10 protein-coding genes are annotated in these 13612 nt (G+C 45.0%); 9 read left to right on the forward strand and 1 reads right to left on the reverse strand.

The annotated features are described in order from the left end of the window. The first annotated feature begins 184 nt into the window (after positions 1-184). The 4 genes from cydD to LG330_RS03055 all read left to right on the forward strand — a co-directional run bounded on the left by cydD (position 185) and on the right by LG330_RS03055 (position 7071). Positions 185-1906, forward strand: coding sequence for a thiol reductant ABC exporter subunit CydD (gene cydD / locus LG330_RS03040; protein WP_404407264.1), 1722 nt, complete (start codon positions 185-187; stop codon positions 1904-1906). Continuing rightward, a complete protein-coding gene (cydC, locus tag LG330_RS03045) occupies positions 1899-3611 on the forward strand; it encodes a thiol reductant ABC exporter subunit CydC (RefSeq protein WP_404407266.1) in 1713 nt (570 codons plus the stop codon). Before cydD ends, cydC begins: the two co-directional genes overlap by 8 nt. A 272-nt stretch (positions 3612-3883) precedes the next feature. Further along, entirely contained in the window at positions 3884-6037 is a 2154-nt protein-coding gene (locus tag LG330_RS03050) for an ATP-dependent helicase (protein ID WP_404407268.1), read from the forward strand. Positions 6038-6246: 209 nt separating this feature from the next. Then, the gene (locus tag LG330_RS03055) at positions 6247-7071 is read left to right on the forward strand and encodes a GNAT family N-acetyltransferase (protein ID WP_404407270.1); all 825 of its coding nucleotides are present in this window, start codon (positions 6247-6249) and stop codon (positions 7069-7071) included. A 37-nt stretch (positions 7072-7108) separates the two neighbouring features. Here the strand turns inward: LG330_RS03055 and LG330_RS03060 are convergent, their stop codons facing one another. Beyond that, on the reverse strand, positions 7109-8533 hold the full coding sequence (locus tag LG330_RS03060) for an NAD-dependent succinate-semialdehyde dehydrogenase (protein ID WP_404407272.1): 1425 nt from the start codon (positions 8531-8533) through the stop codon (positions 7109-7111). A 109-nt stretch (positions 8534-8642) separates the two neighbouring features. Between LG330_RS03060 and LG330_RS03065 the strand changes: the two genes are divergently transcribed. From LG330_RS03065 to LG330_RS03085, 5 genes are all read left to right on the forward strand, one after another. Further along, positions 8643-9287, forward strand: a complete 645-nt coding sequence (locus LG330_RS03065; protein WP_404407274.1) for an MOSC domain-containing protein — start codon at positions 8643-8645, stop codon at positions 9285-9287. 16 nt (positions 9288-9303) lie between these two features. Then, complete coding sequence (locus LG330_RS03070; RefSeq protein ID WP_404407275.1) at positions 9304-10218, forward strand: DMT family transporter; 915 nt, start codon at positions 9304-9306, stop codon at positions 10216-10218. 76 nt (positions 10219-10294) lie between these two features. Next, entirely contained in the window at positions 10295-10519 is a 225-nt protein-coding gene (locus LG330_RS03075) for a hypothetical protein (RefSeq protein WP_404407277.1), read from the forward strand. 120 nt (positions 10520-10639) lie between these two features. Next, positions 10640-12502, forward strand: coding sequence for an LTA synthase family protein (locus LG330_RS03080; protein WP_404407279.1), 1863 nt, complete (start codon positions 10640-10642; stop codon positions 12500-12502). Positions 12503-12517: 15 nt separating this feature from the next. Beyond that, entirely contained in the window at positions 12518-13360 is an 843-nt protein-coding gene (locus tag LG330_RS03085; RefSeq protein ID WP_404407281.1) for a DUF1206 domain-containing protein, read from the forward strand. Positions 13361-13612 lie beyond the last annotated feature (252 nt).

The raw sequence follows: 13612 nt of genomic DNA on the forward strand, positions 1-13612 counted from the left end.
GGAAAGCGTCCGCCTGAAGCGCAGCGAACCGGTTACTATCACCATCATCAATTCCTACATACAAATGTGCTCAAACAATCCTAACACATGAAAAATCACGTATAATCATATATAATAAAAATAAATCTATATGTGAAATAATTCACAATATCGTCAATAATTAATGATCGGAGAGATTTGATCTATGAATCAACTTTCGCAATATGCGAAGCAATATAGAGGCACACAACTGCTGATGGTCCTGATCGCCCTTTTGACAGGAACTAGTATCATAGCACAAGCCTACTTTATCGTCAGAATTGTAGACGAAGTATTTTTAAAAGGGGCAGCCCTTACTGACGTTGCGCCGCTTTTCGGCTGGCTTGCCGCTTCACTCATTGCACGTGCCATGCTGACTTATGCAAGCGGTCGTACAGGCGCATGGCTTGCTGCAAAGGTCAAGCAGACAATCCGTGAAAAGCTGCTTGAAAAGTATGCCGGAAACCCGGTGCAGGCTTCACTTCAGGGACAGTCTGGACGCAAAGTCAGTGTGCTGATGGACGCAGTCGATGAGGTCGACAGTTATTTCAGTAAGTATATACCGCAGCTCACTTTAACGGCATTTATTCCGCTGATGATTATTATCACAGCGTTTTGGCAGGACTGGATTACCGGAACAGTGTTACTCGTGTCAGCGCCATTTATTCCATTGTTTTTTATCATCATCGGAATTAAAACGCAAAAGAAGTCTGAGGAGCAGCTTGAGCAGCTCTCAGCCTTTTCAGGGACATTCCTTGATACGCTTCAGGGGCTGACAACATTGAAGCTGTTTGGACAAGCGAAAAAGCAGCGGGATACAATCGAAGACAGCAGTCTGAAGTTCAGGGATGCAACGCTTGAAGTGCTGAAGATTGCCTTTATCTCGTCTCTTGCACTTGAATATATTTCAATGCTTGGTGTGGGGCTTGTCGCACTCGAACTTGGACTGAGACTGATTTACTTTGAGAGTGTCACATTTTTCACAGCATTTTTCATGCTTGTGTTGGCACCCGAATTTTACGTAGCGATCAGAGAGCTTGGAAATGCATTTCACACAGGACGCGGCAGTATCGGTGCTGCTAAATTGATTGATGAAGAGCTGTCAAAGGAAGAAGACCGTGTGAACTGGGGCAGCGAAAAGCTGTCAAACACGCAGCCGCCGCACATTCAATTTGACCAGACTGTTTTTCAATACAGCAAGGAAGGGTTTGGCCTCGGACCATTGCAGGCCGATATTAAACCTTATGAAAACATTGCGCTGATCGGAAAAAGCGGGTCAGGAAAGTCCACCGCACTGAATCTGCTCAGCGGGCTGATTGCACCAACATCAGGAGCCGTCAAAATAAATGGGAAAGATCTTTCCGATTATGAGGAAGAAAGCTGGTTTGATCAGCTCAGCTACATTTCACAGCAGCCGTTTATTTTCTCAGGAACGCTCGCTGATAATATTGCAATCGGCAGTAAAAAAGAGGCAACGCGGTCAGAGATAGAAGCTGCTGCTGAAAAAGCAGGCTTAACGCCGCTGATCGAAGCGCTCCAAAAAGGACTTGATACACCGGTTGGAGAAGGCGGAAGAGGACTTTCAGGCGGAGAGAAGCAGCGTCTTGCACTTGCGAGAGCGTTCCTTAAACAGCCTTCAGTCATTCTATTTGATGAACCGACAACAGGCCTTGATTTGAAAACAGAGCAGATTTTGACTGCTTCTATGGAAAAGCTGTCAAAGGGTGCAACAGTGATCACCGTTGCCCACAGACTCTATACGATCAGAAATGCTGACCAGATTCTGATGCTCGAAGACGGGCAGCTTAAAGTAAAGGGACAGCATCGCGAATTATTATCAGAGCCTGCCTATCAGGAAATGGTACAGGGAGGTGGCACAGATGCGTGAGCTTAGTATTGTATTAAGGCAAATTGCAGCTGAAAAGAAAAATGTCTGGTACTCCGTTCTGTTCGGTTATGTGGGCGGGGTGACGGCAGCGGGTCTTTTTGCAGCGAGTGGGTTTTTAATTTCTGAAGCTGCATTGATGCCCCCGGTCTATACGCTCACTTTACTGATTGCTTTTATTAAGGTGTTTGGTCTGGTGAAGGCCGGATCGAAGTATGGTGAACGGATGGTTTCTCACCGTGCGACATTTAACATTCTGGCCGGAATCCGCGTCCGCTTTTTTGAAAAGCTTGAACCGCTGGCCCCCGGTATTTTTCAGAAATTCAGAAGCGGTGATTTACTGGCGAGGATTACAGGTGACGTAGAAAGTCTGCAGAACTTCTTTTTACGCGTCTATTACCCGCCGATTGTATTGATCTTTGTATTCTTAAGTGCCATGCTTTTCACCACTTTTTATTCATTCTGGTTCCCGTTGATCTTTGCAGCAGGACTACTGTTAACAGGACTTTTGATTCCGGCAGCATTTGCAATGCGCAGACAGAAGATTGAAGAGAAAGTGAGAGAATCGCGTGCTGCACTTTCAACGGATACAGCTGAAGTACTTTACGGTTTCAGGGATTTAAAGATTTATCAGCAGCTTGACGAAAAGGGCGCATCACTTCACAAATCATCAGCTGCCTATATCGCGAATCAGGAGAAAAGCAGCAGTCAGAGTATGTTTAACCAGTCTGTCAATCAGGCAGCAGGACTGTTAATCTCATGGGTTGTACTTGCTGCAGGTGTCTATCTCGTGCAGCAGGAGCAGCTTGATGGGGTATTCCTTGCAATGCTTGTCATGCTGTCGCTGAATATTTTTGAAAATGCAGCACCAATGGCTGTGCTGCCACCGCATTTAGAAGACAGCAGAAAAGCTTCGTCACGTTTAAATGAAGTAACAGATATGGAACCTGTCACTGCATCAGAACCGTATGAAACACTCACGGATGAAGCGCCGGCGATCTCCTTCCAATCAGTTTCCTATACGCATGAAGGAGAGGAAAGGCCGGCAGTTGATGAAACTTCCTTTGAGATAAAAGCGGGTTCAAAAACAGCGATCGTCGGGGCAAGCGGCTCCGGTAAGTCAACGATCTTCCAGCTCCTGCTCGGCGTACTCAGAACGAATGACGGCGACATTACGCTCCAGGACCGGCCAATCCGTCATATTAAATCTGAAGACATCTGGGAAAAAGCAAATGTTGTCATGCAGGAAAATCACTTTTTCTTCGGAACGATCAGAGATAACCTTCACATCGCAAGAGAAGGGCTGACGGATGAAGAAATGCTGTGGGTGCTTGAAAAGGTTAAACTTTCAAGGTTCACACTTGATGACCCTGTACTCGAAAAAGGGGAGAACCTGTCGGGCGGAGAACGTCAGCGTCTGGCGATTGCACGGGCACTGCTCAGAAAACGCAGTTTATGGCTGTTTGATGAGCCGCTCAGCTCCATTGACAATGTGACGTCCGCTGAGATCATGCGTTACCTTGAAGAGCGCACAGAAGACGCGACAGTTTGCCTGATCAGCCACCAGCTGAATGGTCTCGAGAAAATGGACCAGATTATTGTGATGGACGGCGGGCGAATCACTGAAAAAGGGTCATACGAAGAATTAATGGCTGCCCGCGGTATGTTTTATGAAATGAAGAAAATTGAACAGGAAATTTTAGTGTAGAAAGCCGCCGATGAGGCGGTTTTTCTTTTTAGATCGTGTGGTGCAGGGCAAGGGCGGATGTCGGTGTTTTTGCTCGAGATGTAGTAATCCGGCCCGGAGTTGCCCTGATCCACCCGGGAAGTTGTCTCAATTTGCCGCCGGGATGTAGCAATACCGCCAAATGAATGACATATCCTCATCTGAACCAGGCTCAACATGACCAACTCCCCCTGCTCAAAATGCAAAATCAATGGTACGATAACCGTAGAATAGTTTACAGGAGACGAACAGACATGGCAGATTATTTTACTAGAAAAAAGCGTGAGATTGGCGTCAATCTGAATGAAGTGCAAAAGCAGGCTGTTCTCCATGGGAACGGTCCGCTTCTTCTGCTTGCCTCACCGGGGTCAGGTAAGACCACCACCATTATGATGCGGATCGGTCATCTCATTGAAGAACGCGGAATAGATCCTGCGCGGATTAAAGGTGTAACATTCAGTAAAGCGGCTGCCGATGACATGAAGCAGCGCTACAAAAGAATGTTTCCCACGTTGCCGGAAGTGGATTTTTCAACGATTCACAGCCTTGCCTTTGCAGTAGTGCGTGATTACCTCAGAAAAGAACATAAAGCCTGGCAGCTGATTGAGGGGCCGGTTGAAGATCCATCAGATTATACAGCGAATAAAAAGCTGCTGCTGCGCACATTGTTCCAGCGTTTTAATAAGGAAGCGATGACAGATGATCAGCTTGAGGAAATGTCCAATTATATCAGCCTGATTAAAAACAAGCTGCTTCCGAGAAAAAAGTGGAGCTCAGTTTTGTGTGAAGTGACAAACGCTGAACAGATTGCAGCCGAATATGAAGAAATCAAACGGAAAGATCCTGGGAAGCTGCTGCTTGATTATGATGATATGCTTACACTTGCGCTTGAAGCTTTTGAAAATGATCGAAAGCTTTTGAAAAAGTATCAGCAGCGGTATGATCACCTGCTGACAGATGAGAGTCAGGATACGTCACTCGTTCAGCATGCGATCGTTGAAAAGCTGGTTGAGCCTCATCAGAATCTGTGTGTCGTAGCGGATGACGACCAGTCGATCTATACGTGGCGGGCAGCAGAACCGCAGTATTTGCTTGATTTTAAAAAGGTTTATCCTAAAGCTGAAATTCTGATGATGGAGCAGAATTACCGTTCAACGCCTGAAATCGTAAACGCAGCAAACGAATTTATTAAACGGAATAAAAACCGTTATGAAAAGAACATGTTTACTGAAAACGCAGAAGGTGAACCTGTCAGTATTAAGGTGTTCCCTGACTATGAAGATCAGGCAGCATACTTAGCGCAGGAGCTTTCAAAGCTTGATGATTACAGGGATGCAGCTGTGTTATACAGAACGAACAGTTCATCTATTCTGATTATGAATGAGCTCGAGCGTGCGCGGATCCCATTTTATATGAAGGATTCAGATGTACGGTTTTTCAGCCACTGGATTGTAGAGGATATCCTTAATTTTATGCGCCTTACATTTAACAACAGCCGTACGGACCTTTTTGAGAAAATCTCAATGAAGTGCCTGGGCTATGTGACGAGACAGCAGCTGTTTGAGCTGAAAAAACAGCCGGAGGAAGGCAGTGTGTTTGACCGCCTGCTCAACCTCAGCTCGCTCAAAGATTATCAGCGAAAACAGATTAATGGACTGAAGCGGGCTTTTGAAAGAATGGAAGGCGGGGAACCTTACCGAGTGATTCGTCTGATCAGAGAGCAGGCAGGCTATGACCGTGCGCTTGAAAAAATGAGTGAAAACCTTGGCTTTTCGATCGAGTATTTACATGATGTGCTTTCAACACTTGAACAGATTTCACAAAAGGAAACAGGCATGGTTGCTTTTGCAAATCGCCTGAAGCAGCTGGAATCATTGCTGAAAACATCGAAGTTTAATAAACACGAAAATGCCGTTACACTTTCAACGCTCCACAGCTCTAAAGGTTTGGAGTTCAAAAAAGTGTATATGCTGGATCTGATTGCTGATGTGATTCCGTCTAAAAATGATGTGAAGGAACAGGAAAAGGGGAATAAGGATCCGATGGAAGAGGCTGCTCGCCTGTTTTACGTTGGTATGACGCGGGCTGAAAAGGAGCTTGAGCTGCTTTCCTACAGAAACAGAGCAGGCAGTAAAACGAATCCCTCACCATTTTTGCTGAGAGTCAACAAAATTATTAATCCGACTGAACAACAGCAGGTGGATGAGAGCAGAATTCCGCAAAATCCGAATGCTTTAAGAAGAGTATCTGACCTGGAAGTCGGTCGGAAAGTAAAGCACCGTGTATTTGGTACAGGGCGTATCGAAGGGTTCTCAGAGGATGGTCTTGAAATTAAATTTTCCAAAGGCACAAAGCGTCTGGCGCTGGACCTGTGCCTGACGATGGGATTGCTGGAGCCCGCTGAATAAAAGGACTGTCACCACACGACAGTCCTTTTTTCAATCTTTGCAGGAAATCACAGCAGGTAAATGGAAGATATAAGGGAGGGGTGAGAGCATGCGTGAAATAGTCGGAAAGTGTACTAGATGTGGAAAAACGGTGTATTGTGCGGATGGCTTCCTGGATGGAATTTATCATGAGAAGGACCTTTACTGTCATCCATGCTGGGAGGAAATGAATGATGAAGACAGCTGAACAGGCAGCAAAAAAAATTGCTGCAGCGAATAAAGAAGCTTCTCAATACGTCGGGTATTGCGGAACGGAAGCAGAAGAAATTGAAAAGACAATGAATGAAGAAATTGCAGAAGAACATATTTACTGGTCAGGAGAGGACCTTTTAATACTTGATTATGAGGATGGAGCGGGTGAAATGTGGGGGCCGTTTATTGATAGCAGCGCGCCTGACTGGTCACAAAGAGCAAACCGTCTGATGAATATGATCCCTGCAGAGACAGTACTTTATGGCTTTTACGGTCATGAAAATATCCGGGCAATCGAATGGATGCGAAGTCTCGGTGCTGAGCTAAAAGGGGAAGAAGTCATATTAAAGGCCAGCAGGTTCACGCCTGAAAAAAATGAAGGATCAATTCAGATCAAAACATTATCAGATCAGGAGTTCAATGAGTTCGAGAGCCTGCACAATCAGGTGTTCCCGGAGACATACTATGACGCAGAAACCATCCTGAAAAGAACCAATCCAAATCGCCCATTACTCGCAGCACTCGATGCCGGACAGTTGATCGGCTATATTTATGCTGAGTCAGATCCTGAATTTGGTGAAGCATCAGTGGAATACCTGGCAGTAAATGAAGCTGCGAGAGGAAAAGGAGCTGGCTACACACTGCTCAGAACCGCTATGCAAAAGCTGTTTGAAGAACAGCAGGTAAAAGAAATCAGCCTCTGCGTCAGCAAATCCAACCAAACCGCCATCAGACTTTACCAGCGGGCGGGGTTTTATATTGAAAAAGAACTGTTGTATTTTAAGAAGGATTTATCTATTTAAAAAGGTGAGGCGAAATTCGCCCCACCTTTAAAATCTTCTATTCATCCATCCCAACTGAAATGAACTTCGTCTCAAGAAACTCCTCAATGCCCTGATGACCACCCTCACGACCAAGCCCGCTCTGCTTAAACCCGCCAAACGGTGCTTCCGGAGCAGAAGGCAGACCATCATTTAAACCGACAATCCCAAATTCAAGCTGTTCACTGATTCGAATTCCCTTTGAAATATTTTCAGTGAACACATAGGCTGCAAGCCCGTAAATAGAATCATTCGCGCGCTCTATCGCTTCATCTTCCGTTTTAAAAGTCGTGATCGGTGCAACCGGTCCAAAGGTTTCTTCCTTCATACACAGCATGTCGTCTGTCACACCGGATAATACAGTCTGTTTGAAGAACAGTCCGTCGCGCAGCTCTCCGCCGGTTTCAACTGATGCGCCTTTTTCTTTCGCATCTTCAATATGCTTTTGCACCTTTTCAACTGCATCCTCGTCAATCAGCGGTCCAAGGTCCACGCCTTCTTCAAGCCCGTCTCCAAGTCGCATTGCTTCAACTTTTTCAGTAAAACGTTTTGTGAATGCGCCGGCAATCTTCTCGTGCACATAGATCCGGTTTGCGGAGACGCATGTCTGACCTGCGTTTCTGAATTTCGTCGCAATGACGCCGTCTACTGCTTTTTCAAGGTTAGCATCATCCATGACGATGGTAGGTGCGTGACCGCCGAGCTCCAGCGAGATTTTCTTCATTGTATCTGCTGCGCCTTTCATGAGTGTTTTACCAACTTCAGTTGATCCTGTAAATGTCAGCTTTCTGACACGTGTATCCTTAAGCCATGCTTCACTGATATCTGATGACTTTCCTGTTACGACATTTAATACGCCATCCGGAATCCCTGCTTCTTTCGCCAGCTGCACAAGACGGAATGCTGTCAGCGGTGTGGCGGTAGCAGGTTTAATTACAGCAGTACAGCCTGTAGCGAGTGCCGGTGCTACTTTTCGAGTAATCATCGCTGCCGGGAAATTCCATGGCGTAATGACAGCTGTAACGCCGACAGGCTGCTTATGAACGAATAGTCGTCTGTCACCTTTTGAAGATGGAATCGTTTCACCGTATACGCGCTTTCCTTCTTCTGCAAACCATTTAATAAATCCGTTCGCATACGAGATTTCTCCTGCAGCTTCCTTCAGCGGTTTGCCCTGTTCAATGGTCATTAAGCGGGCCAGTTCATCTGTATGTTCATCGATTAAATCAGCCCACTTCATTAATAGCGCACTGCGTTCGTACGTGTTGCGTTGTGACCAGTCTTTAAATGCATGATGTGCTGCATCTACTGCCTTTTTAGCCTCTTCAGTTCCGCCTTTAGGGACAGTTGCAATGGCTTCAGTCGTTGCCGGGTTGATTACATCAATTGTTTCGAGATCCTGTCCGGCTTCCTGACCATTAATAATAAGGTGATATGTATCCATATTAATCACTCCTGAATGTTTGATTTACTCTATCTCTACCCTGTTCATTTTCAGTTCAATCTAAAAGTGGGGTATACTATATATATTTGCTACACATGGGGAGGAAGCAATGGCTACTTACAATGTACGTGCGATCCATACTGCTAAAATTAAGGAACTGACATTTGGACGAAAAACATTTCCGAGTGCGCTCTTAAAGCAGCCGATCCAAAAAGAAATGTTTTTAACTTATACAGGTCTTGCTGAAGACGAGCAGACGCCTGAACACCACGGCGGAACTGAAAAAGCGCTTTGTTTATATCCGCATGACCATTACCCGTTTTGGGATGGGTGGATGGAGATACATGATGGGGCTGCGCTTTTTGGAGAGAATATTACCACTGAAGGGATACATGAACGCAACACGCATATCGGTGACAGGTTTGAATTTGGAGAAGCGGTGATTGAGGTTACAGAACCCAGACAGCCCTGCTTTAAAATCGCCGCCAGATACAATAAGCCTGAACTGATTGTCCGGATGAGGGAATCAGGCTTTACAGGCTTTTACTTCCGCGTATTAAAAGAGGGGTACATAAAGCCGGGGGATAAGTTGATATTGCTTGAACGCGATCCGGCCGGGGTGACGGTACAGGATGTGAACGAGCTGTTGTTTTCATCTGCCCCGACTGTTGAACACTACAATAGTGTGCTCGAAGCCGAGGCACTCTCAAAAACATTAATACCAAAACTAATTCAAAAACGTAATCAATTATAAGAAATCAGGTGAAATTGTGACACAATCCAATGCGTATATATGGCTCGTGTCCATTATGGTGGCATGGGGACTGAATGTAGTTGCCCTGAAAGTGTTAGTGGACGAATTTTCCCCGGTGGCAATGACTTCAATGCGCATTCTGACTGCCGGTGCTGTTGTGCTTTCAGTGATCGCACTGCAAAAGCAGCCGGTCATGCCAGGCGTAAAAAATATAGGCGTTATCCTGTTGATCAGCCTTTTTAATATTGTTGGCCATCATTATTTTTTATCAGTCGGACTAAAAGGGACGACTGCTGTTAATACCGGTCTGATTCTCGGTCTGATTCCGATTCTGACTGCCATTGCAGCAGTTGTATTCCTAAGAGCAAGACTGACATTGCTGAAATTTTTTGGGATTATTATCGGCTTTGCAGGTGTTTTTCTCGTCATGGCAGCAGGCAGCAGTGGAGATATTCAGGTAGCACCCGGTGACTGGTACATTTTGATGGCTGCAGTGACGCAGGCAATCAGCTTTGTTTTGATAAAAAAGATTTCAACTGACCTTAACGTGTTTGTCCTGACTGGCTGGATGATGGTGTTTGGGGCGGTTATGCTTGCTGTAATCAGTCTGTTGACAGAGCCGGGTGGTTACCAGACGTTAATGCAGGGTGAAGCATATCACTACATGATCTTTTTCAGTTCAGCCTTTATCGCCACAGGTATAGGACATATGATTTACAATAACGCAATTCGATTAATCGGACCGAGTGAATCGGCTGTATTTACCAATTTGAATTTACTGTTTTCAATTACAGGTGCCGCACTTCTTTTAGGTGAACCGATCTACTTGGGACAGATTGCCGGTTTTACACTGATTGTAGCGGGCGTGCTTGGAGGCAGTGGTTTTATGGATCATTGGTTCCAGAAAAAAAACATCCCGAAGCCAAGGTGAAAAAATCTCCCATACCAGCGAGCTATTCGGTGAATTAAAATCCACAATTGGCCGTGTATCCGATCAGGTTGAAAGTGTGACAGGCTCAATAAATGAAGTCATTCAGTCCACACAGGTCATGAATTCGTCTATTGAAAGCATTGCCTCTGTATCAGAAGAATCTGCAGCCGGCATTGAAGAAGTATCAGCCACTTCCCAGCAGTCTAGCGCTTCGATGGAGGAAGTCAACCGTAGTGCGCGTTCTCTCAAGGAGGAAGCAGTTCAGCTAAACGATTTGCTGAAGCAGTTTAAATTAGCGTAATAAAATATATGAAAAAAGCCGTTCAGATCTGAGCGGCTTTTTTCTGTAAAATTCCATATTTCATGCAGGTTACAACTACTTTACAGAGGGTAAAGGATAACACAGAAGGGAGGTCGTACATTGAAAAAGATATGGCTGATGTATGGAGACTATCTAGTTTTTATACTTGTATTATTAGTAAAAATGATCATCGTAGGACCTGCTACAGGAACTTACTTTGGTGTGAATTTATTTTTTGTCAGTCTTGGTGCAATTATACTTATTTCATTTTGGTCTCTGTGGATTTCGCCACGTATCAGAAGATGGATTTTATTTTATCTGAGTATACTAATGACGGTTTTGATTGCGTCTAATATATGGTACTACCGTTATTTCACCGACCTTTTATCCGTCGCATTAATCATTCAGATCCCTCAGATGGGTGCAGTTGGCGGCGGTCTTGAGGATTTGATTTATCCGGCAGATTTTCTGCTGTTTGCAGATATATTTATATGGGCGGCTTTATTATTGAAGGACAGAAAAAGAACGTTTTCTGACTATCCGGCTAAAAGAAGATCGAAGGCGGCTTTAATCGCTGCTGTGTCAGGAACTGTGCTGTTTTTTACACCGCTGGCAGTGAATGCGGCTGACCGGGATGAATGGCTCGTACAGGATTCATTAGGTAATATGCGGAATTACTTTAAGCTCGGGATGATTGGTCACCACATACTTGATATCGGAAGGGAACTGGATGATCAATTCATTGAAGAAAAAACGCTGAACCCTTCTCAGTTAAGCGAAATGCAGCGTTTCTTTGACAGTAATCGTGGATCAGCAGGTGAGACCCCTGTTGAAGGTAAGCCTAATGTCATTGTGATTCAGCTGGAATCATTTCAACATTCAGTGATTGATCAGGAAATTGATGGCCAGGAGATCACACCGTTTCTAAATGATTTTAAAGAAGAAGTCATGTATTTTCCTAACTTTTATCATCAGACACATCAGGGAAGAACATCCGATGCTGAATTTATCCTGAACACTTCGTTTTATCCAATGAAGGCGGGGTCAGTTTATACAAGATATCCCGATCATTCTTACGATTCACTGCCTGAAAAGATGGAATCCGCAGGCTATGAAACTGCGGCTTTTCATGCGTTTGAAAGAACATTCTGGAACCGCGATGAAGTATATGAAAACTTCGGATTTGATCATTTTTACAGTATTGAGGATTTTCCTGAAGGTGATGTGATCGGTCTGACATTGAATGATGAAGATTTCTTTTTATCCTCAGTCGACCGCATGCTTGAAATGCAGGATCCTTTTTATGCATTTTTAGTGGCATTAACAAGCCATACACCATATGATTTTCCCGAAAATAAAAAAGAACTGAAGCTTGATAGTCTGGAAGAAGAAATTATTCAGAATTACTATCATAATATTCATTTTGTCGATCGGGCATTTGGTTCAATGGTTGAAAAGCTGAAAGATGAAGGGATCTGGGATGATGCACTAGTCGTAGCTTATGGTGATCATGACAGCGGCCTGCAGGAGCCGGGGAGAGATATGGCTGAAATGGCTGAAGCAGAAACGACTGTTGATTACTTAAATCTTGGAAGAAAGGTTCCTTTATTCATGAAGCTGCCGGGAATGGATGAGGGCAGCGTGATAGAACAGACTGGCGGTCAGGTGGATATTGCGCCAACCATTTTATCCTTACTGGGATTGGACAAAGGGTATATGATGGGGCATTCTCTGCTGAGTGAAGATCCAAGGCTAACAGTATTCAGAGAAGGATCATTTGTTTATGACGGTTATTATTATAAAGCGGACCTCACCAGTGAGCGGGAAAATGGAGAATGTTATAACCTCGAAACAGAGGAGATGGCAGATCAATCAAATTGTTCACAGATGCTGTATGAAGCAGCTTCACATTTGAGAATGTCAGATACGATTATTAAGAAAAACGGTGTTGGTCAGCTTCAGGGACAAACGATAGAAGAATAGAAGGAGAGGAACATTATGAGTCAGTTGACAATGAAATCAAATGAAGCTTCAGAAGAGGTGAAACCATGGGTCCGACGGATGGGCAGATTTGGTTATATGTCTAAAGGAGCAGTGTACGGAATTGTTGGTATTCTTGCCTTACTTGCCGCGCTCGGTGTTGGGGGCGGGGAGACGACTGATACATCGGGTGCCATGCAGCAGGTTGCCTCACTGCCATTTGGAGAGATTCTGCTCTGGATTGTTGGCATCGGGTTATTCTTCTATGTCCTGTGGGAAATCGTGCGTGCCATATTTGATCCACAGCGTAAAGGAAATGACGCAAAAGGAATTGCGACAAGACTCGCTTATGCAGTCAGTGGGGTGATCTATGCCGGACTTGCACTGTCTGCCATACAGATTGCGATGAATGCAAGAAGTGGAGGAGGGAATTCTGAGCAGACCATTTCCGCGATGCTTCTTGGACAGCCTTTCGGACAGTGGCTTGTAGGTATATTGGGTGCAGGTGTTATTGTATTTGGTCTCTATAACATATATACAGGGTATAAAGAGAAGTTTATGAGCAAGCTGATCATAAAGGATATGAGTGAAAGTGAGAAAAAGCTGGCGCGTAAATCCGGAAAAATCGGACTGATTGCCCGCGGAGTCGTATTATCTATGGTAGGCTTCTTCTTCATTCAAACAGCAATGTCTGCGAACCCTGACGAATCAAAAGGACTGGATGGTGCACTCGGAGAAATCGCCTCCCAGGCATATGGTCAGGTACTACTTGGCCTTGCAGCCCTCGGACTGATTCTCTATGCAGTATACGAAATCATTCGCGGACGCTATGCAAGAATGAACTTTGGTAAGGGTGAATAGAAAAGCGCAGGCGCCTTGGTCAGACCCGACAAGCATAAGACGACCTGAGAGAAATGGGTGACCTTCCCCATTTTCTCAGGGTGGCTTATGACTCGAGGGTCTAGGCGCTGAAGCTGGACAAGAAGAAAAGCGTAAGCGCCTTGGTCAGACCCGACAAGCATAAGACGACCTGAGAGAAATGGGTGACCTTCCCCATTTTCTCAGGGTGGCTTATGACTCGAGGGTCTAGGTGCTGAAGCTGGACAAAATATC

Source organism: Jeotgalibacillus malaysiensis, assembly GCF_044789845.1.
GTDB classification, from domain to species: Bacteria; Bacillota; Bacilli; order Bacillales; family Jeotgalibacillaceae; genus Jeotgalibacillus; species Jeotgalibacillus malaysiensis_A.

Bases quoted from the DNA above. Each gene is read 5' to 3' on its own strand.
- cydD (WP_404407264.1), top strand. From the start codon at position 185: ATGAATCAACTTTCGCAATATGCGAAGCAATATAGAGGCACACAACTG.
- cydC (WP_404407266.1), top strand. From the start codon at position 1,899: ATGCGTGAGCTTAGTATTGTATTAAGGCAAATTGCAGCTGAAAAGAAA.
- LG330_RS03050 (WP_404407268.1), top strand. From the start codon at position 3,884: ATGGCAGATTATTTTACTAGAAAAAAGCGTGAGATTGGCGTCAATCTG.
- LG330_RS03055 (WP_404407270.1), top strand. From the start codon at position 6,247: ATGATGAAGACAGCTGAACAGGCAGCAAAAAAAATTGCTGCAGCGAAT.
- LG330_RS03060 (WP_404407272.1), bottom strand. From the start codon at position 8,533: ATGGATACATATCACCTTATTATTAATGGTCAGGAAGCCGGACAGGAT.
- LG330_RS03065 (WP_404407274.1), top strand. From the start codon at position 8,643: ATGGCTACTTACAATGTACGTGCGATCCATACTGCTAAAATTAAGGAA.
- LG330_RS03085 (WP_404407281.1), top strand. From the start codon at position 12,518: ATGAGTCAGTTGACAATGAAATCAAATGAAGCTTCAGAAGAGGTGAAA.